The following is a 22,189-nucleotide window of genomic DNA, read 5'->3' as shown; positions in this document are numbered from 1 at the left end:
GTACAGTGAACGGCACTTTCCGCCCGTTGACACGTTCGGCCCATCCGGAACGGCGTCCGCACCGAATACGTGACACCGCAGACGTACGGGGCGGGGCGCCCGGCCCCTCTCCCGCCCCTTCACCCGGACCTGGAGGTTACGCGTGGCCCCACGATCCCCGTCGGCAGCGGTTCTCGTCCTGCACGGGGGCTACGAGAACGGTACGGAGCCGCCGCCTCCCGGCCTCCTCAACCTCCCCGGCACCCGGATGCGCCCCTTCGTCCGCGCCCTGCGCCGCGCGACCCGCACACCGGCGAGCGGCCCGGGGAGCGGTGCGGACGTCCTCGTACGGCAGGTGCGGTACGCCCACCGGGGGTGGAACGGGTCCCGTGCCGACGCCCTCCACGACGCCCTGGCCGCGCTCGACGCACTCGGCGAGGAGACCGGGGGGTCCGAGGAGGGCGGCGGCGTGCCGGTGGTGCTGCTCGGCCACTCCATGGGCGCCCGCGCCGCCCTGCTCGCCGCCGGGCACCCCCTCGTGCGCGGGGTCGTCGGCCTCGCCCCCTGGTGCCCGCCGGGCGACCCGGTGACCCAGCTCGCGGGCCGTGACGTCGTCCTCGTCCACAGCAGCCGGGACCGGATCACCAGCCCCCAGGCCACCCAGTCCCTCACCACCCGCGCCCGCCGGGCCGGCGCCCGCACCTGCATGATCACCGTCCGGGGCGGCGACCACGCGATGATCCGGCGCGCCCCGGCCTGGCACCGCCTCACGACCACCCTGGTCACCGGATTGCTGGGTACCGGCAGTCTGCCGGAGCCCGTCACCGCCGCGCTCGGCCTGCCGCCGACCGCCGAGCCCACCGAGGGGACCCTCGACCTCGACCGGCTGCGCGCCGGGCGGGGCACGGCCGGACTCCAGCCGAGCCCCTGAGCCCGGCCGAACGCCCCCGGCGGGCGGGCCGCCGTGCTGCGGATGCGGTGCCGGGCGCGGCCGCTCACGATGGAGGTCCGGAGGCCGATCTACGGCACAGGAGGCCCCCTTGCAGGCCGCAGCGTGCGGCGACGGCATTCCGTCGTCCTTCGACCGCTCCACCGTGGCCGCCCTGCTCGACGGGAACCCCGCGGGAGTGGCGGTACTCGACGCGGACCTCCGCTACACCTACGTCAACCCCGCCCTCGAACGGATCAACGGCCTGCGCGCCGGGTCCCACCTGGGCCGGACCTTCTCCGAGGTGCTGCCCGGGCTGCGCGGCCAGGCCGCCGTCCTGCGCGGCGTGCTGCGCGACGGTGAACCCCGCGAGCAGACGATCAGCGGCCGGACCTGGGCCGCCGCCTCCGGCGACCCCCGGTTCTGGCGCGCCGCCTACCACCGGCTGGAGACCGGCGGGGACGTGTGCGGGCTGATGGTGATCGTCGTCGAGATCAGCGACGTGGCCCGGCAGCGGGCGGAGCTGGAGGAGGCCCGGGGCCATGTCACCCTCCTCTCCACGGCCGCCGTGCAGATCGGCACCACGCTCGACATGGACACCACCTGCCGGGAGCTGGCCGAGTTCGTCGTGCCGCCCTTCGCCGACGTGGCCGCCGTCGACGTCTTCCCGCCCGAGGTGGGACATCCCGTGCGCCGGGCCGGACCCGGTGTCCTGCGGCTGCGGCGGGCCGCGCTGCGGGGCCGGGGGCCGCTCGACGAGCAGATGCAGCGGTTCGGGCACCCGGGGGAGTACGTCGACTTCGCGGCGGACTCCGCCGTCACCCGCTGCCTGGCCGAGAACGAGCCGGTCCTCGACGACTGGGAGGACCACCGGAGCGCCCGCTCCGCGTCCACCTCGCAGCGGATCGCCGCCATCCTGGCCCTCGGCCTGCGCCAGGCGCTCGTCGTCCCGCTCACCGCCCGCGGCCGTCAGCTCGGCACGCTCAGCCTGGTCCGGGCGGAGGGCTCGCCCGCCTTCAGCGACCAGGACGTGGTCGTCGCCCGGGAACTCGCCGGCCGCGCCGCCGTCGACCTCGACCACGCCCGCCGTTACGACCGCGAGCACAGCATCGCCCGCGAACTCCAGGGCTCCCTGCTCTCCGAACCCCGCGGCCCCCACCCGCACGTGGAGATCGCCACCCGCTACCTCCCGGCCGAGCGGGGGGTCCTGGTGGGCGGCGACTGGTTCGACGTCGTACCGCTCCAGGACGGGCGCCACCTCAAGGCGATGGGCGATGTGATGGGCCACGGCGTGGAGGCCGCCGTGGCGATGAGCCACTACCGCTCGCTGCTGCGGCTGCTGGCCGCCGAGGACCTGCCGCCGCACCGGATCCTGGAGCGGCTCGACACGATGGTGGAGCGGTCGGGGCTCGACCGGGCGGCCACCTGTCTGCTCGCCGTCGTGGACCGGTTCGGCGGGGTCTGCGAGGTGGCCAGCGCGGGGCACCTGCCGCCGGTCTTCATCGACCCGGGGGCCTCGCGGGCCCACATCGTCCCGGTGGAGGCCGGGCCTCCGCTCGGCACCGGCTTCGGCGGCTACCGGACCACCTCCGTGCCCTGCGGCCCGGGGACCGTGCTCTTCATGTACACCGACGGTCTGGTGGAGCGCCGGGACGAGGACATCGACGTCTCCGTGGCCCGGCTGGCCTCGCTGACCCTGCCCTCCGGCGGGAGCCTGGAGGATCTGCTCGACCGGGTGCTGGACCGGTTCGGCGGCGACGCGGAGGACGACATCGCGGTGCTGGCCTCGCGGATCAGGGAGGATCCGCCGGTGGCGCCCCGGAGACCGGACGGCTCCGCGTAGGCCGTCGGGTCCGCGTCGGGTATCGGGTCCGCGTCGGGTATCGGCTCCGCCTAGGCCATCGGCTCCGCGTCGGCCGTCGGCTCCGCGCAGGCCCTGGTCCGGTTGTGCGCGAATCGGCCGGTCGGCGGTGCGCGGACCGGCCGCCCCTGTAGATCCTCGGCCTCTCAGCCCAGTTCGAGGCTGGTGATGCCGTAGTAGCCGTCCCGGTCGATCACCGGCTGCGGGCCCGTGTACATCCGGGCCGTGTCGAACGACGGGGTCAGCCCCAGCCCGTCCGCGAGCCGTACCGCCGCCGGGTTCAGGTCGGGCACGTCGATCGCCACCGGCCCGTCCGGCACCGTCGCCGCGAGCGCGCTCACCAGGGCCGCCGCCACCTGCGGGGACGCGGCGTAGAGCGGTCCGATCCGGGAGGCGGCGCGGCACTCCCGTACCACCGCGAGCCCGTGCAGCTCCCCGTCCCGCACCGCCGCCAGCGCCGTACGCCCGGGGGCGGTGATCCAGGCCGCCAGGAAGCCGTCCCGGGGCGCCGGGAAGAACCGCCGGTCGTACGCGGCGAGGAGGGCGAACGGTACGGAACGGGCGTCGACGAGCGTGATGCCCGGGGGCGGTGCGATGTCCGGCGGCGGGGTGCCCTCGTACCGGGCGTTGCTCCAGCAGGTGCGGAAGCCGGAGCGGCGGTAGTTGTCCTGCTGGTCGGGGACCCCGTCGAGCCCGATGGTGCGTCCGGCGAGCCGGGCCGTCCCGGCCTGCCAGGTGCGCAGCCCGTACCCCTGGCCGCGCAGGTGCGGGCGGGTCAGGTAGAAGCCCAGGAAGCCGTGGTCGGGGCCGTACCGCACGACGGACACCGAGGTGACCGGCACACCGTCGAGGCGGCCGATCAGGAAGCCGCCGGGGTCGGCCGGGAAGAAGACCCGGCCGTCGGTGAGGCCGGGGTTCCAGGACTCCTCGTGGGCCCATTCGCCCAGCATGACGATGTCCTCGGCGCTGGCGGCGGCGATCCGGAAGGTGTTCTCGGCGGGGTTCGGCACGGTACAGCCGTACCCCGGGGCCGGGCGGTTCAGTGATCGGTCGTTACGCCGTCGGGGTGACGTCCCCGTACGGCTTCGCGCACCGCTCCCCGTACCGCCGGGCGCTCACGCCGTCTCCGGGGTGTTCTCCCGGTTCCGGCCGCGCAGCTGCCGCAGGATCAGGGCGGCCGAGGTGATCAGCGGCAGCATCCCCGCCACCGCGTCGGCGGTGCTCAGCCTGTCGTGGCGGTTCCTGGCCCGGCGTACCTGCTTGGACGCCCTGATGACGGCGAGCGCGCTGCTGCCCAGGCTCAGCGCCAGCCCCGCCTTGCTGCCCCGCAGGCCCTTGGCGGGAGCGGAACGGTTCTTCTTCGCCATGGGAGGTACCTCCAGGTGGTCCGGGTCGCGTCCTCCGTGACCGGCCTCCTCCACGTAACCGGGTGCCGGCCGCCCCCGCAAACGGACGGCCGCGCCGTCGCGGAGGGAGCCCCGCTGCCGTGGCATGACAGCGTCATCGTGCGTTCACGCCCCGTCCGCGCCCGCGTCGCAGTGCCTTGCGATCGTCACCGCGGAAGCGCGGAAGCGCCGGACAGCGGAAGAAACGCCCGTACGGAGAGGTCGTCCATGAACAGATCGAAGGCTGCCGGCCTGCCCCGGCGCGGGGCCCGGCTGCTGGCCGGAGTCCTGGCCGCGGGCACGGTCGTCGTCGGAGCGGGTACGGGCACGGCGGCCGCGGCGGGACCGGGCGGCGCGGGACCGGGGAGCGCCGGGGCGTGCGCCGGGAGCGGGCCGCTGCCGCGCGCCTGTGCGCAGCCGGGCGATCTGATCGACGTCACCCTGGGCGAACTCCACCCGACCCAGGCCGTCCTCGGCTTCGACCAGGTCTTCTACAAGCTGGGCCGCTACGGCAGCGACCGCGACGAGGCGGCGGGCGGCTTCAACAAGCGCTTCGACGACTGGTGCGAGACCAACGGCCAGGGCGAGGCGGCCTCGGTGAGCCCGGGCGCCCGGCTGGACGACCCGGCGAGCTTCACCTGCACCGTGCCGCTCGGCCAGGAGACCGGGAAGTCGATCGCGCCGATGAAGACGGCCGTCATCGGGCCCGGCGGGAAGCTCTACCTCACCGACGGGCACCACACCCTGACGTCCTTCCTGGAGGGCCCGGACGGCTCCGCCCGGCTGCCGATCCGGCTCCGCGTCACCGACAACTTCAGCTCGCTGTCCACCGCCGCGTTCTGGCAGCGGATGACGGCCGGGAAGAAGGTGTGGCTGCGCGACGAGAACAACCGCCCGCTGGGCGTCGACCAGCTGCCGGACCGGCTGGGCATCACGCACTTCCGCGACGACCCGTACCGCAGCCTCGTCTACTTCACGCGGGACATCGGCTACGAAGTCCCGGACGGGGCGACGGAGTTCCTGGAGTTCTCGTGGGGCTCCTGGCTGCGCGGGAAGCACGACACGTCCGCGTACGACCTCACCTCCCCCGGGCCCTACCTCGACCTGGTCAAGAGCGCCTCGAAGTCGATGGCCGCGCTCGACGCCGACGCGGTCGTCGACGACGGGAAGACCGCCGGGCAGCTCGGCCGGATCGCGGAGTGGAACGGCGGCAAGAAGGAGACGGGCGGGGAGTTCGCCAAGCTGAGCAAGCCCCTGACGGACGCCAAGCCGGGCAAGCTGGCCGAATCCCTCGCGTACAAGGCCACGGTGGGGCGTGCCCCCGCGTGCACCACGAGGATCACCGGCGTACGCAACGGTCCGCTGACCGTCACGGACGGCGTCACCTGCGTCGAACGCGCCGCCCTGCGCGGGCCGGTCACCGTACGCGCCGGAGCCGCCCTCGTCCTGACCGGCTCCACGCTGGAGGGCCCGCTCCAGTCGGACCGTGCCGCCGCCGTCCGGGTGTGCGGGTCGAGCATCACGGGGCCGCTGGTCATCGGCCGCACCACCGGGACCGTCCGGTTCGGCGGGCCGGGGTGCACCGCCAACGCGGTGACCGGGGCCGTCGTCCTGACCGGCAACACCGGGGGCGTCCAGCTCGCCGCCAACACGGTGACGGGTCCCGTCGCGTGCTCGTCCAACGCCCCGGCGCCGGAGAACACCGGGCGGCCGAACGAGGTCCGCGGGCCGCGCTCGGGGCAGTGCGCGGGGGTGTGAGCCGGAGCGCGCACGTGAGGGGAGGCGGGGTGCACCGTGCACCCCGCCTCCCCGCGCCCGCGCCTTCGCCAGCCCCCGAACGCGTACGCCGTCGGATGACGTGCCGTAAGCCGCGTACGCCGGGCTCGTACGCCCGCTTCCCGGTGGCTCGTCAGCCGCCGATCGCGTACGCCACCGTCGTCGCCGCCCCCAGCCCCGCGCCCGCCACGGTCTGCGCGACCGTGTGGTAGCCGAGGGCCACGCGTGACCAGCAGACGGCCGCGGTCAGCGTGTACGCGGCCAGCCACCAGGGGGAGTGCACGACCGCGAGCAGGGAGACCACCGCGGAGGCCACCGCCGAGTCGACCGAGATCTTCCACACCGTGTTGACGGCGAGCAGCCCGATGGTCATCACCCAGAGCGCGAGCATCGCGACGAGGATGCCGGCCGGCGCGCTCCCGAGGACCATCACCACCGAACCGGCCCCGATCGAGCCGAGGATCACGAAGAAGATCGGGGCCCGCTTCGTACGGTCGACGACATGGCGGTCGCCCCAGGTGCCGCGCCCGCGCTCCCACTCGATGTACCCCGCCGGGATCAGCCCGGCGCAGAGCGCCCCGAGCAACCCCCAGAGCAGCCCGGTCCACTCCCCGGCTGCCGCCAGCCCGATGCCGAGCATGCCCGCGAGGAGGGCGTTGCGGGGCTGGAGCACGTCGGTGACCGCGCGCGCGACGGAGGTGCGGCGGGTGGCGTCCTCGGGGGTGGCGGTGGCCTCCCCGGCACCGACGGTGCTGCCGGTGTCCGCGGTGTCCGTGGCACCTGTCGTGCCGGTGGCGCCTGAAGGGCTGGTGGTGCCAGTGGTGCCTGCGATGCCTGCGGTGCCGGTGGTGTCTGAAGTGCCGGTCGTGTCTGCGATGCCTGTCGTGTCCGTGGTGCTGTTGTTGGTCATGAGAGCTGCTCCGTCTGCTGCTGCGCCGCGCGGGGCGTGGTCTCCCGCTGTGCCGTACGGGGTTCGGCCGCCGCCGTGAGCACCTCATGGGCCCGCTCCGCCGTCACCGTCCGGTAGGCCGCGGCGACCCGCTCCAGCCGGGCCACCTCGCCGTCCTGGTCCGCCGCCTGCTGGGCCGCCACCGCCGCGGCGGGGCCCGCGGGGACGCCGGACTCCTTGGCCAGCAGGGCGGCCCTGATCCAGTACGCGTCACCGAGCGCCGCCGCCCGGCGGGCATCGGCGGTCTCCCGGCCCGCGGCCTCACCGGCGGCGGCGACCAGCCCGTCGGGGACGTAGTGGCGCAGCTTCTCCACCGCGTCCGCGATGTCGGCGGCCCAGCGGTCGACGCGCAGGTCGGCCGGGGCGTTGAACCGGGTCAGCTCCCGGGCGAGGGAGGCGGGCGGGTCGAAGGGCTGGTCGGGGAAGGCGGTCATCAGCTCGTACCAGAGGGCGTGCAGCCGGATCTGGGCCCGCCAGAGCCGCACCCGGCGTGCGCCGGTGCTGAAGGCGGGGACGGACGCGCCGAGGGCGAAGAAGGCGAAGAGGACCAGCTGCGCCGCCTCGGTCACCTGGTCGAAACGGAGGGCGAACGACTCGCTCGGCTCGTCCACCACGCTGATCCAGAGGAACAGGGTCCGGCTGACGGTGTAGCCGACGCCGATGAACATCGCGAACGTCATCATCCCCAGCCCGATGCGCAGATGGCGCCGCCGGGCGTCGGCGGTGGCCAGCGCCCACTGGAAGGCGCAGACGGCGGAGGCGGCGCCGAGATAGAGGTAGAAGACGCTCATGTAGAGCGTGGCGCCCCACTCGCCCGCGTGGTCGGAGACGAAGCGGTCCGAGGGCTCGGAGCGGTCGACGACGGTGAAGAAGAGGACGGTCAGCAGGATCAGCGTGGCCACGGAGGCCTTCGCCGCGACCTGCTGGACGAGCCGGGCGAACCGTACGTGACGGGGGACCGCGCCCCCCTCCGGGTAGCGGCCGTAGATGGCGACGATGTAGCTGAGGATGGCCAGAATCGCCACCGTCGCGGTGTAGTGCTTGATGAGGACGGCGAGGTCGGTGACGGCGCTGTTGTTGAGGCCGATGCGCACCGCCTCGGTCTTCGTCCACAGGGCGAGGGCGAATCCGGCGTAGCAGCCCCACAGGGCCCGCCGTCTGCGGTCGTCCTCATCGCCCCACAGGGCAGCGGGCATACGCCACAGGGCAACGGCTGTCATCAGGCCGGCTATCAGGTAACCGGCGAGATCGAGGGGGGTCACAGCGGTCTCGTCCTCGGGTGTCGGGGGCACGGCGGTGGGGGAGGTGCGGTGGTGGCACGTGTCACCGAGAGGGGCGCACTCGGGGTCACGCGTCGTCCGAGGGCTCCCTCCGGCCGATCCGGGGGAACAGTCCGCGCCGGCGGTGGGCCACCGGGCGGGAGAGGGAGTCGCTCAGCCGCCCCACCATGTCATCGGTGGTGAGGTCCCGCGCCATCCGGGGGATGAGGGAGGCACCGAATTCGGCCATGCGTTCGTCATGGGTCGCGTACTGCGCGCGGGCCTGCACGGTGGAGCCTCCGGCGGCGAAGGACGCGGCGGCCTCGGGGGAGATCATCCGGGCGATCAGCGAGGTGTCGAAGACCGGGAGCAGCGTGCGCAGTTGCTCCGCGTCGAGGGTCGTCCCGTGGTCGAACCACTCGTGGCACAGCTCGTGGAGGATGACGTGCTCGGTCTGGTAGGCGGTCGGCCTGCGGCGGTAGAGGACGAGACTGGTGGTGTCCGCCTTCAGCCGCAGCCCGCAGGCGGCGTTGACGCGGGCGAGGCGGTCCGGCATCTCGTGCAGCCGGATCGTGCGGCCGCGCGCCGCCTCCATGTTGGCGACCAGCCCGGTCAGCGAGAACGGGACCGGGATGGGCAGGTCGGCGAGCTGTGCCTCGCACTCTTTGCGCAGCTTCCGCAGGGACATGCCACCGACGCTACGTGTCCTGCGGGCGGTTCCGCGAGGTTTCCCCCGCACTCTCCCGTGAGGGGGCCCGACCCTCCGGTGCGGTCTCCCGGGCCGCGTCCTCCAGCAGCGAGAGCGCGAACCGGAGCAGTTCCGGGGGGAGGCCCTCGTCATCCAGCCCCCGGCCCGCCACCCCGCTGATCTCCCCGGTCCGCCGCTTGGCCAGGAACTGCAGCCCCGCGACGACGTCGTCGACGACCTCGGACTCCTCCTTGAAGAAGCGCCAGTCCACGCCGAACCCCAGGCCGAGGGCCTTGAGGATCTCCTCCGACGGCTGGGTGACCTTGCCGGCGAGGATGTTGGAGAAGTAGCTGTGCGAGAGGGAGCCGCCCCGCTCCCGCACCAGCTCCGCGAAGACCCGGCCGGAGATCTTCTGGCCGGGGAAGGTCCTCTCGACCATGTACTCGACTTTTTCCCGCAGCGAGTTCAGGGGCGGCGGGCCGGCCGGGCGGGGTGGTTCGTTCCGTTCCGCACCGGGTTCGTCACCGTCGACCTTGGCCATCCGGTCCTCCACGCTCACCTCGGAGTCGGAACTGAGCTTGCGCAAACACTCTACGTCACTGTTAACTCGAAAAAACACGGGCAGGGGACCACGAGGGGAGTGCCTTGCCCGTGATGACCCAGGGCGCCCCTTGCCCGCCGCGGACGGGGGCGCCCGCGCCGGCCCGGACGGGTGTCCGTACCGGCTCGGACGGGTGTCCACGGTGGCCCGGACGGGTGCCCGCGCCGGTCCCGGGCCGGTGTCGGAACCGGTTCCGGACAGGGGTGTAGCCCTTCACGACGGGGGATGCGTGAAGGGCTACGCGTGCATTATGGCCCCGCGGTCCGCCCGACGACAACTGACCAGTCGGTCAGTTCCATCGGCGCGTCGGCCATCGTGACGCCGCCGGTGGCCGAAAGCTGTCACGGCCGCGATAGACATGTCCTTCCCGGGCGATTAGGGTTTCTTGTGCAATCAGGCGAAACAGCGGTACGCGGCAGAGGGGCACCCCGCAGGCGTACGGCGCCCCGGGCCCTCCGTCACGTGTGACAGACAGGTGTGACAGAAGAGGTGCAGATGCCCCCGGAGCCCCCCTCGCACGCCATCGACCGGCTCGACGACGACGACTACCCCGCCTACACCATGGGGCGCGCCGCCGAGATGATCGGGGCGACGCCGGGTTTCCTGCGGGCGATCGGTGAGGCCCGGCTGATCACGCCGCTGCGGTCCGAGGGCGGTCACCGCCGTTACTCCCGCTACCAGTTGCGCATCGCCGCCCGCGCCCGCGAACTCGTCGACGGCGGCACGCCCATCGAGGCCGCCTGCCGCATCGTGATCCTGGAGGACCAGCTCGAAGAGGCGCTCCGCCTCAACGAGGAGCTGCGCGGCGGCCGTCCCGAGCGCTGAGCCGCGCGCCCCGGCCCGGGTGCTGAGGCCTGGAAGGGTGCCGCGAACCCCGGAGGGGTGCTCCTTCGCCGCCCGAGCCCTGGTGGCCCGCCCGGAACATATCTGTATTCGCCGGCGCAGAATTTCACGCAATGCGCGATGAGGCTTTTCCCCCGCTGTTTTGTTCCCGCATCGCGCGTGATATTTCGTTCGTCCCCGCCCGGGGCCCCCGTGCTACTGTTGATCTCAGTTGCAGTTGTGGTTCCCAAAAACTTACAAGTTTTCCGGTGCTCTTCCGGACGGGGTAATCATCGCGGCGACGTGGGGTCCACAAGGTGTGGGCCCACGGGCACTGCCCCTCCCCTAAGGAGATATGACATGGCTACTGGCACCGTGAAGTGGTTCAACTCGGAAAAGGGCTTCGGCTTCATCGAGCAGGACGGTGGCGGCGCTGACGTCTTCGCCCACTACTCGAACATCGCCGCCTCCGGCTTCCGTGAGCTGCAGGAGGGCCAGAAGGTCTCCTTCGACGTCACGCAGGGCCAGAAGGGCCCGCAGGCCGAGAACATCGTCCCTGCCTGATCATCCGGTCTGCCCGATCACTCGGGCGCCTGATCACTCGGGACCGTCCGATCGCTCGGACGGGACTACGCAGCTGGGGCCCGCACCTTGGGGTGCGGGCCCCAGCTCGTTGCTGTTTCCGGGGCCGGCGGAGCACGTCTCCGCGCCCCTTTGTCATTTCATCGGCTCGTTCTTGCGATTCTGGGTGCCGTTCACGGTTTATTCCCCTGAAAAAGAATCCCTCGATACGTGCCCCATCGAGGAAAGGTTCTGCATGAACCGCGAACGCACCCCCCGCTCGAACGACCGATTCGCCCGCACCCGTGCGGGCTCCCCCTCCTCCGGCGGCCGTAGCGGCGGCGCACCGGGGAACTCCGGCGGCGAGCGCCGCGCCGCCGGGTTCGGCGGCGGACCCCGTCGCTCCGGCGGCGGTGGCGGGCGCTCCGGTGGTGGGGCCGGGCGCCGCGGCTCCGCGCTGAAGGGCGAGTTCGCCCTGCCGGTGACCGTCACCCCGGCGCTGCCCGCCGCCGAGACCTTCGGTGAGCTGGAGATGCCCGCCAAGCTCAAGGCGGCGCTCGTCGCGGAGGGGGTGACCGTGCCGTTCCCGATCCAGGCGGCCACCCTGCCGAACTCGCTGGCCGGCCGGGACGTCCTCGGCCGCGGCCGGACCGGCTCGGGCAAGACCCTCGCGTTCGGCCTGGCGCTGCTGGCCCGCACCGAGGGGCGCCGCGCCGATGCCAAGCGCCCGCTGGCTCTGGTGCTCGTACCGACGCGTGAGCTGGCCCAGCAGGTCACCGACGCCCTCACCCCGTACGCCCGGTCGCTGAAGCTGCGGCTCGCCACCGTCGTGGGCGGCATGTCCATCGGCCGTCAGGCGAGCGCGCTGCGCGGCGGCGCCGAGGTCGTCGTCGCCACCCCGGGCCGGCTCAAGGACCTCATCGAGCGCGGCGACTGCAGGCTGGACCGGGTCACCGTCACCGTCCTCGACGAGGCCGACCAGATGGCCGACATGGGCTTCATGCCGCAGGTCACCGAGCTGCTCGACCAGGTGAACCCGGAGGGGCAGCGGATGCTCTTCTCGGCCACCCTCGACCGCAACGTCGACCTGCTGGTGCGGCGCTACCTAGACGACCCGGTCGTCCACTCCGTCGACCCGGCCGCCGGTGCCGTCACGACGATGGAGCACCACGTGCTCTACGTCCAGGGCGCCGACAAGTACGCCACCACCACGGAGATCGCCGCCCGGGACGGGCGCGTGATCATGTTCCTGGACACCAAGCACGCCGTCGACAAGCTCACCGACCACCTGCTGCAGAGCGGGGTCCGGGCGGCCGCCCTGCACGGCGGCAAGTCCCAGCCGCAGCGCACCCGGACCCTGGAGCGGTTCAAGACCGGCCACGTCACGGTCCTCGTCGCCACGAACGTCGCCGCCCGGGGCATCCACGTCGACAACCTGGACCTCGTCGTCAACGTCGACCCGCCGAGCGACCACAAGGACTACCTGCACCGCGGCGGCCGTACGGCGCGCGCCGGGGAGTCCGGCAGCGTCGTCACGCTCGTCCTGCCCAACCAGCGCCGCGAGATGACCCGGCTGATGGCGGACGCCGGGATCACCCCGCAGATCGCCCAGGTCCGCTCCGGCGAGGCCGAGCTGAGCCGGATCACCGGTGCGCAGGCGCCCTCGGGCGTCCCCGTGGTCGTCACCGCCCCGCCCAAGGAGCGCTCCGGCCGCGGTGGCGGCGGCGCGTTCATGGGGCGCGGCACCAAGCGCGGCGGCGGGGCCCCGGCCCGGCGCCGCCGCCCTGACCTGCCGACGACGGAGGCACGCGCGGCCGCCGCCCAGCGCCGGGCGAACCGGGCCGCGTAGTCCGTCGGAGTCCCGGCGGGAGGCGCGGAGCGCCGCATGTGGGGCGGGGCCGGGCAGCACACGCTGCCCGGCCCCGCCCCGCATGTGGGGCGGGGCCGGGCAGCACACGCTGCCCGGCCCCGCCCCACATGGTCCCGTCCCCTCAGCGCGCGTTCGCGTCCGCCCGGGAGGCCGAGGCGCTGCCTCCCTCCGCGTCCAGGTGCGGCAGGATCCGGTCCAGCGGGCCGGGGATCCACCAGGCGGAGCGGCCCAGCAGCGTCATCACCGCCGGGACGAGCAGCAGCCGTACGACGGTGGCGTCGATGAGCACGCTGGCGGCCAGTCCCAGGCCCAGCATCTTCACCACGATGTTGTCGCTGATGACGAACGCGGCGAAGACGCTCACCATGATCAGCGCCGCGCAGGTGATGACCCGGGCGGTGATCTCCAGCGCGTGCGCCACGCTCGCCCGCGCGTCGCCGGTGCGCACCCACGCCTCGTGGATGCGGGAGAGCAGGAAGATCTCGTAGTCCATGCTCAGCCCGAAGACGATGGCGAACATCATCATCGGGACGTAGCTCTCGATCGGCACCTTCCCCGACACCCCCAGCGCCGGACCGCCCCAGCCCCACTGGAAGACGGCCACCACGACCCCGTACGAGGCCGCGATCGACAGGACGTTGAGCACGGCGGCCTTCAGCGCGACGAGCAGGCCCCGGAAGACGGCCAGGATCACCAGGAACGCCAGGGCCACGACGACCGCGATGATCAGGGGCAGCCGGCTGGAGACGATGTCCAGGAAGTCGACCTGGGCGGCGGTGGTGCCGGTGACGTACGTGCTCGCGTCCGTGCCGGAGACGGCCTGCGGCAGGACGTCGTCGGTGAGCCGGTTCACCAGGGAGGTGGTCCGCCCGTCCTGCGGGGCGGCCACCGAGTAGGCGGTGGCGGTCAGCACGTCGCCGTCCGACGTGGCGGTGAGCGGGGTGATCACGGCCGCGTCCGGGACGTTCGTCAGGGCCTTCTGCGCCTGGTCGGCCAGGGCGGAACGGTCACCGGAAGCCACCTTGCTCTGGTCGATGACCAGGGTCAGCGGGCCGTTGGAGCCGGGCCCGAAGGCGTCCGACATCAGGTCGAAGGCGCGCCGGTCCGTGAACGACTTCGGGTCCGCGCCGTCACCGATGTGGCCGAGCTGGATGAAGAAGACGGGGAAGGAGAGGACCGCCAGCAGCACCACCCCGCCCGCCAGGAACCACCACGGCCGCCGCTCCACCCGCTGCGCGTACCGGTGCCAGCCGCCCGCCTCCGCGCCCTCCCGCGCGGGAACGGTCTCGGCCACCGGCCTCCGTACCCGCACCCGGTCGATGCGGCGGCCGATGAGCCCGAGGAACGCCGGTACGAGGGTGAGGGCGCCGAGCACCGCCGTGACCACGGTGACCGCGGCCGCCAGGCCCAGCTTGCCGATGAACCCGATCCCGGAGACCCAGAGCCCCGAGAGCGCGATGATCACCGTGCAGCCGGAGAGCAGCACCGCGTGGCCGCTGGTGGCGGCGGCGTTCCCGGCGGCGGTGACCGGGTCCCGGCCGTCGATCAGGTTCTGCCGGTGGCGGGTGACCAGGAAGAGCGCGTAGTCGATGCCGACGCCGATGCCGATCATCGTGGCGAGCGTGGGGGAGACGGTCGCGAAGGTCGCGGCGGCGGCGAACAGGCCGAGCAGCGCGAGCCCGCACAGGGCGCAGATCAGCGCGGTGACCAGCGGCAGCACGGCGGCGAGCAGGCTGCCGAACCCGATCAGCAGCACCACGACCGCCACCCCGAAGCCGATCGCCTCGCTGGTGCGGTCGCTGGGCTCGGGCCGGGCCAGTTCACCGAGCGGACCGCCGTACTCCACCTCCACCCCCGCCGAACGCAGCGGCTGGACCGCCGCGTCGACCCCGTCCAGGTAGGAGGGGTCGAGGGTGGCGGGCTGCACGCTGAAGCGGACGGTGATGTAGGCGGTCTTCTGATCGCTGGAGAGCGGCCCGGTGTTGGGGTCGGGAGGCGGGGGCGGGGCGGAACCGGAGGACGGCAGCGGGTTCTGCGCCGAGAGCACGTCGGGCAGCTTCCCCAGGTCCGCGACGGCCGTGGCGACCTGGTCGGAGACCGAGGTGAGCGGCTTGTCGGCGTCGTGCAGGACGACCTGGGCGCTGTACCCGCCCGCCTGCGGGGCATGCGCCTTCAGGACGTCGAGGCCCTCCTGCGACTGGGTGCCGGGGAGCGAGAAGTCGTCGGAGTAGTCGCCGCCGTACGCGTGCTGGAGGACCTGGAGCCCGGCGAGGGCGGCGACCCACAGCACGAGGACGGTCACGAAGTGCCGGGCGCACCACTCGCCGGTGCGGCGCAGGGCTCCCCGGTCACGGCGTGGGGCGGCCTCCCGGTCGGTGCGGGCCTGTGACGACGGCATACGGCTCCCTGTCCTGTTCCGCCCCCGCTGTGAAGGCGCCTCCGCCGAGGCGTCGGGACTCCGCGTCCAGGCGTCGGGACTTCGCATTCAACGGCCCTCTCCGCCCCGCGGCACTCCGGCGCGGGAGAACGGGTGACGGGGGCGGGCCGCAGGGGGAACGGGGCCGGCCCACCCCGGCCCGACCGGCCCCCGGACGGGCCGCGGGACACCCTCCGCCCGACCTGGGAGAGGGGCCGACAGCAGGGTGTCATACCGGGTGATAAGCGACCATTCCTTGCTATACACGAGCGATGGAGCACCCCGGGACCCTCGTCCTGATCATGGCCCTGGCGGTTCTCGCCCCGCTGCTCGGCTATGCGACCGGGCGGTGGCTGTCCGTTCCCGTCGTCATCTTCGAGATCGTGCTCGGCATCCTGGTCGGTCCCGATGTGCTCGGCTGGGCCCACCACGACCAGGTCATCGACGCCCTGTCCGACCTCGGCCTCTCGATGCTGATCTTCCTCGCGGGGTACGAGATCCGGTTCGCGGAGGTCCGGGGCTCCACCCTGCGCCGGGCCGGCGGGGCCTGGATCTGCTCGTTCGCCGCCGGGCTCGGGGTGGCCCTGCTCCTCAGCGGCGCGGACCTGGCCAAGAGCCTGGTGATCGGCACCGCGCTCACCAGTACGGCCCTGGGGGCGGTGCTGCCGATCCTGCGGGACTCGGGGCGGCTGGAGGGGAGGTTCGGGTCGGTGGTGATGGCGTTCGGGTCGGTCGGCGAGTTCGGACCGATCGTGGCGATGGCCCTGCTGTTCAGCGGGCGGAGTCCGGGGGCGGCGAGCGCGGTGCTCGCGGTGTTCGCCGTCATCACCGTGGGCGCGGTGTTCTGGGCGATGCGGCCCCGGCCCCCGTGGTTCGCCCGGATCATCGCCCTGACCCTGCACAGCAGCGGCCAGTTCGCCGTCCGCTTCGTGATGCTGCTGCTCGCCGGGATGCTGGGCCTGGCCCATGTCTTCGGCCTGGACACCCTGCTCGGCGCCTTCGCCGCCGGGATGCTGACCCGGCTGGTCCTCCAGGGGGCGGTGCCCGAGCGCAGCGGGGAGATCCTGGGGAGGATCGAGGCCATCGGGTTCGGCTTCCTGGTCCCGTTCTTCTACGTCGTCACGGGCATCGACTTCGATCTGGCCGCGCTCCTGGACGGTGGCCGCCCGCTGCTGCTCCTGCCGGTGTTCCTGCTGCTCTTCCTGCTGGTGCGGGGGGTGCCGGCGTACCTCCTGGCCCCGCGCGACCTGACCGGGCGCGCGTCCCGGTCCGCGCTGGCGCTGTTCTCCTCCACGTGTCTGCCGCTGGTGGTGGCGATCACCGCGATCGGCCTGGACGAGAAGGTGATCGGGGCGGGGGAGGCCGCCGCGCTGGTCGCCGCCGCGATGGTGTCGGTGCTGGCGTTCCCGCTGCTGGCGTTCCGGCTGCTGCGGAAGGAGGAGGGCGGCACGGGGGCGGAGGCGCCGAGCCGGGCGGCGGAGAGCGGCGAGGCCTGGTGAGGGAGAAGCGTCCGGGGTGGGGCGGAGGGCGTACGGCGGTCAGGGGGCGTCCTCCGTCGGGACGCACAGCACCGGGACGGGGGACATGTGCAGCAGCTTGTGCGGGGTCGAGCCGAGGAGGGCGCCGCGCATCGGGCTCTCGCCCCAGGTGCCGACCACGATGACCCGGGCCGCGTGCCGTTCGGCCGCGTCCAGCAGGGCCTGTGCCGGGCTCTCGTCCAGCACCTCCACCCGGGCCGGCACCCCCGCCTCCTCGGCGGCCGTCAGCGCGTGCTCCAGGCCGGTGCGGCCGGCCTGCCGGATCGCCTCGTAGTGGCTGCGGTACTCCGCCCCGTCGCGCAGCCCCGGGGCCGCCGCGCCGTAGACGAGGACCAGCTCCTCGCCGTACGCGGCCGCCACCTCGATCGCGATGCGCAGGGCGCGGGCGGCGCCGGGGGACTCGTCGTAGCCGAGGACGACCGACATCTCAGCGCTCCTTCCGGTCGGCGGACCTCGCGGTCGTGGCGTGCACCAGCTCCGGGTCGGCGACCCCCGGCCGCTCCTGCCAGAACACCGCGTCCCGCAGCCGCCACACCACCATGAGGACCACGCCGACCAGCGAGATCACGATGCCGATGACCAGTGGCGGACCGAGGCCGAACCAGGAGGTGCCGCTGTAGGAGTTCGCCGGGTCCGACATGTCCATCACCGACCGCACCAGCAGCCAGGTCAGCAGTCCGGCACCGACCACCGGGCCCAGGCCGATGAGGAGGAAGTTGCGGACGCTCTCGGTGAGATGGCGGCGGTAGTAGACCGCGCAGGCCACGCCGGTGAGCCCGTAGTAGAACGCGATCAGCAGGGAGAGCGCGGTGAGCGAGTCGAAGAGGGCGGTGGTGGAGATCTGGTTGACCACCAGGTACCAGACGATGGCGATCCCGGCGACCCACCAGGTGCTGACGTCAGGGGTACGGAACCGGGGGCTGATGTGGCCGAAGTGCTGCGGCAGCGCCTGACGGCGGGCCATCGACAACGCGGTCCGGGACGCGGGGATGATCGTGGTCTGGGTGGAGGCGATCGCGGAGGTGGCGACCGCGAGGAGCAGGATCCAGTCCCAGCCGCCCAGCACGTCCCCGGCGAGCTGCGCGAAGACGAACTCCTCCTCGCCCGCGTTCTCCGCGAGGAACGCCGTCCCCGCGAAGGCGACGACCGCGACGGCGACCGACAGGTAGGTCACCAGCAGCACCACCGTGGACCACAGACCCGCCTTGCCGGGCGCGGTCGCCGAGTCCTCGGTCTCCTCGGTGAGGTTGACCGCCGACTCCCAGCCCCAGTAGATGAACACCCCGAGCAGCAGCCCGCCGGTCAGCGCGGCACCGCCCGCGCCGAACGGGTTGAGCCAGCTCCCGGACGGCTCGATGGAGTCGAAGCCGGTGGTGCCCGCGTACACCCGGTAGAGCGCCACCACGACGAAGACCAGCAGGAACGCGACCTGCGCCAGGATCAGCGCGTTCTGCACCTTGGCCGACAGCTCGGTGCCGATCACGCAGAGCCCGGTCATCACGATGATCAGCAGCACCGTGAGCAGCTGCCGTACGAAGTCGTTGGCCACCCAGCCGTCCAGCCCGACCGCCAGCAGGGTGAAGCTCACCGCCACATCGGCCAGCGAACCGACCACCAGCACCCCGGTCATGGTGATCGCCCAGCCGCCGAGCCATCCCGCCCAGGGGCCCATCGCCCGGGTCACCCAGGAGAAGGTCGTCCCGCAGTCCTGGTCGACCTTGTTGAGGTAGTAGAAGGCCGACGCGATCAGCAGCATCGGGACGAACGAGGCGAACATGACACCCGGGGCGTAGATCCCCACCAGGGCCACGATGGGGCCGATCACGGCGGCCAGGGAGTAGGCGGGGGAGGTCGCGTTGAGGCCGATGACCAGGGCGTCGACGAACCCGATGGCGTTGGGCTTCAGGCCGACCGCCGAGCCGTCCTGCCGCCCGCCCTCCCCGTCCTGCACAGCGTCGTGGGACATGGTTCCTCGATCCGGCCGGGTTCGCCGCGGGGGGCGGCGGATGATCCGGACCTCATCGTAGGAACACCTACATCAGTGCGCATTCCGGGCTGAAAGACCTCAGGGGTGAGGGTCACCCGATCGCCCCCGCTCCTCTGCGAAGGCCGGGGCCGGGGCGCAGGGTGGAGTCCATGTGCTCCCGCCGAATCGTCCTGGGCGCCCTGCTGCTGCCCCTGGTCCTCCTGATCTTCCGGGACGGCCCGGCGCTCCACGAGCAGCACCGGGAACTGGCCACCGGACCCCGGCCGCCGCGCGGGCTCCCGCAGCCCGCCGTCGTCAGCCGCGAGGAGTGGCACGCGGACGAGGGGCTGGTCCGGGAGAAGCCGCATTACACGGGAGCGGCGGAGGCGGTCTTCGTCCACCACACCGGCAACCCCAACGACTACGACTGCGCCGACGCCCCCGAGCTGATCCGGTCCGTCCAGAACGACCACGTCGAGAAGGACGGCTGGGACGACATCGGCTACAACTTCCTCGTCGACCGCTGCGGCACCATCTACGAGGGCCGGGCGGGCGGTGTGGGGCGGTCGGTGCTCGGCGCCCACACCAAGGGGTTCAACGCGGACACCGTCGGCATCGCGGCCATCGGCGACTTCGGGGCGGGCGCCGAGGTGCCGGAGCCGATGATGGACGCCCTGGTCGAGCTGGCCGCCTGGAAGCTGCGGCCCGGCGCCGACCCGCTCGCCACCGTCGAGCTGGTCTCCACCAACGCCGAGAGCCGCTTCGACGAGGGGCAGGTGGCCCGGCTGAACGTCATCTCGGGCCACCGCGACAGCTTCGAGACCCGCTGCCCGGGCGATGTGCTGTACGGGCTGCTGCCGGAGCTGCGCGAGCGGGTGGCCCGGATGCGCGACTCCGCCCCCGGCAACGCGGCGAACTCCCGGCTGCGCCCGTACTTCTGAGGGCCGCCCGGGCGGGCTACCGCGCGACGAACTGCGTGAGTATCGCCTGCACCTCGTAGATGTCGACGCCCTTGGTGAACGTCTTCTGGAGCGGGGTCGAGCTGCCCGAGATCCAGATCTTCAGCTCGGCGTCCAGGTCGAACGTCCCGGCCGTCTCCACCGCGAAGTGCGTGATGCTGCGGTACGGCACGGAGTGGTACTCGGTCTTCTTGCCGGTGATGCCCTGCTTGTCGACGAGGATCAGCCGGCGGTCGGTGAACAGGATCGTGTCGCGGATCAGCAGGAAGGCGGCGTGCACCTGCTCGCCCTGGCCGAGGAGGCGTTCGTAGTCCTGCTGGGCGGTGGCCGGGTTGATGGTGTGCGCGTTGCCGAACAGTGCCATGGATGCCCCGTCTCTCGGATCTGTCGTACATGAGTACGCGTACGGCAGTTGTTCTGGTTCCCGCCGGAGCCGGTGCCATGCTTTCGGGTGGCCCGGGGCGGTTCCGGGAACCCGGCCGGCCTCAGAGCGGGACGACGGTCACCTCGGTCGCCTTCACGCCCGTCCAGACCTCCGTGCCGTCCGCGATGCGCAGTTCGGCCGCAGCCTGCGGGGTGATCTCCGCGACCAGGTCCGGCGCCCGGTCGGAGGTGATGAGGAGGCGGAGCCGGCTGCCGCCCGAGGTGATCTCGCGGACCGTGCCGGGCCAGACGTTGCGGGGGGAGCCGGTGGGCTTCTCGCGGTGTACGGAGACGGCCTCGGGGGCGATGACCGCGAGGGCCTCCGTGCCCGGGGCGAGGGGCTCGGCGACCACGAGGTGTCCGCCGCCCGCCAGCTCCAGGCCGTCGGCGGTGGCGGTGCCGGGCCAGGCGTTGCGGCCGAGCATCCGGGCCACCCAGGGGGAGCGCGGGTGGCGGGTCACCTCGGCGGGCGGCTCGTCCTGGAGGACCCGGCCGTCGTCCAGGACCAGGACCCGGTCGGCCAGCGAGACCGCCTCGACCGGGTCGTGCGTGACGATCAGGCAGACCCCGCCGAAGTCGGCGAGGTGCCTGCGCAGGGTGTGGCGGACATGGGCCCGGGTGGTCTGGTCGAGGGCGGCGAGCGGTTCGTCCAGCAGCAGCAGGCGCGGGCGGGCGGCCAGCGCGCGGGCGAGGGCGACCCGCTGGGCCTGGCCGCCGGAGAGCTGGCCGGGCCTGCGGTGGGCGAGGTGGCCGACGCCGAGCCGGTCCAGCCAGGACTGCGCCTCGCGCCGGGCCGCCGCGCGGGGCACCCCATGGGCGCGGAGCCCGTACGCCGTGTTGGACAGGGCGCTCAGGTGCGGGAAGAGCGCGCCGTCCTGGGGGACCCAGGCGACCCCCCGGCGGTGCGGGGGGAGGGCCGTGACGTCGCTGTCGCCCAGGCGGAGTGCGGCGTGGGCGCGGGGGGTGAGGCCGAGGAGGGCGCGCAGGAGGGTGGTCTTGCCCGCGCCGTTGGGGCCGACGACCGCGATGGTGGTGCCGGGGTCGGCGGCCAGGGCGAGCCGGGTGAAGCCGGTGACGTCGGCGTGCAGGGGCCAGCGCTCCCGGGGGGCCTTCTCCAGGACGTGGCCGGGGGCCTTGCCGAGGGCGTCCTGGGCCGCCTCGTCCCGTACGTACGCGGCAGGTTCTGGCAGGACGTCCGGTGCGGCGGCGGCCGTCGGCTCCTCCGGGCGGGGGGCGGACCGCTCGCGCCGGTGGTCGCCGGGGGTGCCCGTCCACCGGCCGCGCAGTGCGATGAGCACGACCATGGCGATGGCCAGGAGCAGCAGCGAGACCGAGGTCGCGGCCTCCGGCGACTCCTGGAGCAGCAGATAGACCTGGAGCGGCAGGGTCTGCGTGGTGCCGGGCAGGTTCCCGGCGAAGGTGATGGTGGCGCCGAACTCCCCGAGCGCCCGCGCCCAGGTGAGGGCCGCCCCGGCGATCAGCCCGGGGGCCACCATCGGCAGGGTCACGGTGAGGAACACCCGTACCGGGGAGGCTCCCAGCGAGGCCGCCGTCTCCTCGTACCGGGGGCGCAGACCGCCGAGCGCGCCCTCCAGCGAGATGACCAGGAACGGCATCGCGACGAACGTGGCCGCCAGCACCGCCCCCGAGGTGTGGAAGGGCAGCGTGATCCCGAACGTGTCCTCCAGCCACGGCCCGAGCAGCCCGCGCCGCCCGAACGCCAGCAGCAGCGCCACCCCGCCGACCGTGGGCGGCAGCACCATCGGCAGCAGCACCAGCGAGCGCACGAACGCCTTGCCGGGGAACGGCACCCGGGCCAGCAGCCAGGCCAGCGGCACCCCGAAGAGCAGCGAGAGGCCGAGCGACCAGAGCGAGACGAGGAGGGAGAGGCGGAGCGCCTGGGTGGTGGCTTCGGCGGTGAGGTGCGCGCCGAGGTCGCCCCAGGAGGTGCGGGCCAGGATGCCGACGAGCGGCAGCATCAGGAACGCCACGGCCAGCAGCGCGGGCACCGTCAGCAGGAGCGGGGCGCGGACCCCGGGCGTACGGCGGAGGGCCGGTCGTTTCATGGTGACCTCGTCGGGCGGCTGGAGGTGCGGGAGCCCCGGCGGGCCCGTCGGACGGTACGGGCCTGCCGGGACGTGGGGTGGTGCCGTGCGGTCACGGGCCCGCCGGCCCGGGCATGGCCCGGTCCGCGGCTGCCGGCCCGAG

The 22,189-nt window shown here is 73.3% G+C and carries 19 protein-coding genes; 8 read left to right on the top strand and 11 right to left on the bottom strand.

Annotated elements, in window-relative coordinates; all coding sequences use genetic code 11:
* Positions 1-142 precede the first annotated feature (142 nt).
* Complete coding sequence (locus ACQ9ZG_RS15965; RefSeq protein ID WP_499280713.1) at positions 143-910, top strand: alpha/beta fold hydrolase; 768 nt, start codon at positions 143-145, stop codon at positions 908-910.
* A 109-nt stretch (positions 911-1,019) separates the two neighbouring features.
* Positions 1,020-2,750, top strand: a complete 1,731-nt coding sequence (locus ACQ9ZG_RS15960; RefSeq protein WP_109916961.1) for a SpoIIE family protein phosphatase — start codon at positions 1,020-1,022, stop codon at positions 2,748-2,750.
* 164 nt (positions 2,751-2,914) lie between these two features.
* On the opposite strand, the gene ACQ9ZG_RS15955 is transcribed toward ACQ9ZG_RS15960, so the two are convergent.
* Both ACQ9ZG_RS15955 and ACQ9ZG_RS15950 read right to left on the bottom strand, forming a co-directional pair.
* Complete coding sequence (locus tag ACQ9ZG_RS15955) at positions 2,915-3,718, bottom strand: GNAT family N-acetyltransferase (RefSeq protein ID WP_109916962.1); 804 nt, start codon at positions 3,716-3,718, stop codon at positions 2,915-2,917.
* Positions 3,719-3,883: 165 nt separating this feature from the next.
* On the bottom strand, positions 3,884-4,135 hold the full coding sequence (locus tag ACQ9ZG_RS15950) for a hypothetical protein (RefSeq protein WP_026237827.1): 252 nt from the start codon (positions 4,133-4,135) through the stop codon (positions 3,884-3,886).
* A 246-nt stretch (positions 4,136-4,381) separates the two neighbouring features.
* On the opposite strand from ACQ9ZG_RS15950, the gene ACQ9ZG_RS15945 reads away from it, so the two are divergent.
* Entirely contained in the window at positions 4,382-5,911 is a 1,530-nt protein-coding gene (locus ACQ9ZG_RS15945) for a ParB/Srx family N-terminal domain-containing protein (RefSeq protein WP_499280711.1), read from the top strand.
* A gap of 151 nt (positions 5,912-6,062) precedes the next feature.
* Here the strand turns inward: ACQ9ZG_RS15945 and ACQ9ZG_RS15940 are convergent, their stop codons facing one another.
* From ACQ9ZG_RS15940 to ACQ9ZG_RS15925, 4 genes are all read right to left on the bottom strand, one after another.
* Positions 6,063-6,602: a phosphatase PAP2 family protein gene (locus ACQ9ZG_RS15940; protein ID WP_109914699.1), complete on the bottom strand. Its 540-nt coding sequence runs from the start codon at positions 6,600-6,602 to the stop codon at positions 6,063-6,065.
* 233 nt (positions 6,603-6,835) lie between these two features.
* On the bottom strand, positions 6,836-8,140 hold the full coding sequence (locus tag ACQ9ZG_RS15935) for an MAB_1171c family putative transporter (protein ID WP_499280709.1): 1,305 nt from the start codon (positions 8,138-8,140) through the stop codon (positions 6,836-6,838).
* A gap of 85 nt (positions 8,141-8,225) precedes the next feature.
* Positions 8,226-8,825, bottom strand: a complete 600-nt coding sequence (locus tag ACQ9ZG_RS15930) for a toxin (protein WP_028415901.1) — start codon at positions 8,823-8,825, stop codon at positions 8,226-8,228.
* 10 nt (positions 8,826-8,835) lie between these two features.
* Complete coding sequence (locus ACQ9ZG_RS15925) at positions 8,836-9,411, bottom strand: hypothetical protein (protein WP_109916718.1); 576 nt, start codon at positions 9,409-9,411, stop codon at positions 8,836-8,838.
* A gap of 510 nt (positions 9,412-9,921) precedes the next feature.
* On the opposite strand from ACQ9ZG_RS15925, the gene ACQ9ZG_RS15920 reads away from it, so the two are divergent.
* From ACQ9ZG_RS15920 to ACQ9ZG_RS15910, 3 genes are all read left to right on the top strand, one after another.
* Complete coding sequence (locus ACQ9ZG_RS15920; RefSeq protein WP_018489700.1) at positions 9,922-10,251, top strand: MerR family transcriptional regulator; 330 nt, start codon at positions 9,922-9,924, stop codon at positions 10,249-10,251.
* A 357-nt stretch (positions 10,252-10,608) separates the two neighbouring features.
* Positions 10,609-10,812 (top strand): cold-shock protein, encoded by a 204-nt coding sequence (locus ACQ9ZG_RS15915; protein ID WP_018489699.1) that lies wholly within the window; start codon positions 10,609-10,611, stop codon positions 10,810-10,812.
* Positions 10,813-11,065: 253 nt separating this feature from the next.
* Positions 11,066-12,658, top strand: a complete 1,593-nt coding sequence (locus ACQ9ZG_RS15910) for a DEAD/DEAH box helicase (protein ID WP_499280706.1) — start codon at positions 11,066-11,068, stop codon at positions 12,656-12,658.
* Positions 12,659-12,800: 142 nt separating this feature from the next.
* On the opposite strand, the gene ACQ9ZG_RS15905 is transcribed toward ACQ9ZG_RS15910, so the two are convergent.
* The gene (locus ACQ9ZG_RS15905; RefSeq protein ID WP_499280705.1) at positions 12,801-15,077 is read right to left on the bottom strand and encodes an MMPL family transporter; all 2,277 of its coding nucleotides are present in this window, start codon (positions 15,075-15,077) and stop codon (positions 12,801-12,803) included.
* A gap of 290 nt (positions 15,078-15,367) precedes the next feature.
* On the opposite strand from ACQ9ZG_RS15905, the gene ACQ9ZG_RS15900 reads away from it, so the two are divergent.
* Entirely contained in the window at positions 15,368-16,594 is a 1,227-nt protein-coding gene (locus tag ACQ9ZG_RS15900; protein WP_028415905.1) for a cation:proton antiporter, read from the top strand.
* Positions 16,595-16,633: 39 nt separating this feature from the next.
* On the opposite strand, the gene ACQ9ZG_RS15895 is transcribed toward ACQ9ZG_RS15900, so the two are convergent.
* Both ACQ9ZG_RS15895 and ACQ9ZG_RS15890 read right to left on the bottom strand, forming a co-directional pair.
* The gene (locus ACQ9ZG_RS15895) at positions 16,634-17,059 is read right to left on the bottom strand and encodes a universal stress protein (protein WP_028415906.1); all 426 of its coding nucleotides are present in this window, start codon (positions 17,057-17,059) and stop codon (positions 16,634-16,636) included.
* Between the two features lies 1 nt (position 17,060).
* Positions 17,061-18,599 (bottom strand): APC family permease, encoded by a 1,539-nt coding sequence (locus ACQ9ZG_RS15890; RefSeq protein WP_028415907.1) that lies wholly within the window; start codon positions 18,597-18,599, stop codon positions 17,061-17,063.
* A gap of 170 nt (positions 18,600-18,769) precedes the next feature.
* Between ACQ9ZG_RS15890 and ACQ9ZG_RS15885 the strand changes: the two genes are divergently transcribed.
* Positions 18,770-19,540 (top strand): peptidoglycan recognition protein family protein, encoded by a 771-nt coding sequence (locus ACQ9ZG_RS15885; protein WP_109916045.1) that lies wholly within the window; start codon positions 18,770-18,772, stop codon positions 19,538-19,540.
* Between the two features lie 16 nt (positions 19,541-19,556).
* Here ACQ9ZG_RS15885 and ACQ9ZG_RS15880 read toward each other — a convergent pair whose 3' ends face one another.
* The gene (locus ACQ9ZG_RS15880; protein WP_018489692.1) at positions 19,557-19,922 is read right to left on the bottom strand and encodes a PH domain-containing protein; all 366 of its coding nucleotides are present in this window, start codon (positions 19,920-19,922) and stop codon (positions 19,557-19,559) included.
* A gap of 121 nt (positions 19,923-20,043) precedes the next feature.
* The gene (locus ACQ9ZG_RS15875) at positions 20,044-22,047 is read right to left on the bottom strand and encodes an ABC transporter permease (RefSeq protein ID WP_499280703.1); all 2,004 of its coding nucleotides are present in this window, start codon (positions 22,045-22,047) and stop codon (positions 20,044-20,046) included.
* Positions 22,048-22,189 lie beyond the last annotated feature (142 nt).

The organism is Streptomyces araujoniae (assembly GCF_050871195.1).
GTDB classification, from domain to species: Bacteria; Actinomycetota; Actinomycetes; order Streptomycetales; family Streptomycetaceae; genus Streptomyces; species Streptomyces bacillaris.
The sequence above is the reverse complement of the archived record's forward strand: the minus strand, read 5'-3'. Positions and strand labels throughout refer to the sequence as shown.

Excerpts from the sequence above, each read along its gene's own strand:
- ACQ9ZG_RS15915 (WP_018489699.1), top strand. The coding sequence starts at position 10,609 with ATGGCTACTGGCACCGTGAAGTGGTTCAACTCGGAAAAGGGCTTCGGC.
- ACQ9ZG_RS15930 (WP_028415901.1), bottom strand. The coding sequence starts at position 8,825 with ATGTCCCTGCGGAAGCTGCGCAAAGAGTGCGAGGCACAGCTCGCCGAC.
- ACQ9ZG_RS15880 (WP_018489692.1), bottom strand. The coding sequence starts at position 19,922 with ATGGCACTGTTCGGCAACGCGCACACCATCAACCCGGCCACCGCCCAG.
- ACQ9ZG_RS15950 (WP_026237827.1), bottom strand. The coding sequence starts at position 4,135 with ATGGCGAAGAAGAACCGTTCCGCTCCCGCCAAGGGCCTGCGGGGCAGC.
- ACQ9ZG_RS15890 (WP_028415907.1), bottom strand. The coding sequence starts at position 18,599 with ATGTCCCACGACGCTGTGCAGGACGGGGAGGGCGGGCGGCAGGACGGC.
- ACQ9ZG_RS15900 (WP_028415905.1), top strand. The coding sequence starts at position 15,368 with ATGGAGCACCCCGGGACCCTCGTCCTGATCATGGCCCTGGCGGTTCTC.
- ACQ9ZG_RS15895 (WP_028415906.1), bottom strand. The coding sequence starts at position 17,059 with ATGTCGGTCGTCCTCGGCTACGACGAGTCCCCCGGCGCCGCCCGCGCC.
- ACQ9ZG_RS15875 (WP_499280703.1), bottom strand. The coding sequence starts at position 22,047 with ATGAAACGACCGGCCCTCCGCCGTACGCCCGGGGTCCGCGCCCCGCTC.
- ACQ9ZG_RS15905 (WP_499280705.1), bottom strand. The coding sequence starts at position 15,077 with ATGCCGTCGTCACAGGCCCGCACCGACCGGGAGGCCGCCCCACGCCGT.
- ACQ9ZG_RS15920 (WP_018489700.1), top strand. The coding sequence starts at position 9,922 with ATGCCCCCGGAGCCCCCCTCGCACGCCATCGACCGGCTCGACGACGAC.
- ACQ9ZG_RS15945 (WP_499280711.1), top strand. The coding sequence starts at position 4,382 with ATGAACAGATCGAAGGCTGCCGGCCTGCCCCGGCGCGGGGCCCGGCTG.
- ACQ9ZG_RS15885 (WP_109916045.1), top strand. The coding sequence starts at position 18,770 with ATGTGCTCCCGCCGAATCGTCCTGGGCGCCCTGCTGCTGCCCCTGGTC.
- ACQ9ZG_RS15910 (WP_499280706.1), top strand. The coding sequence starts at position 11,066 with ATGAACCGCGAACGCACCCCCCGCTCGAACGACCGATTCGCCCGCACC.
- ACQ9ZG_RS15955 (WP_109916962.1), bottom strand. The coding sequence starts at position 3,718 with ATGCTGGGCGAATGGGCCCACGAGGAGTCCTGGAACCCCGGCCTCACC.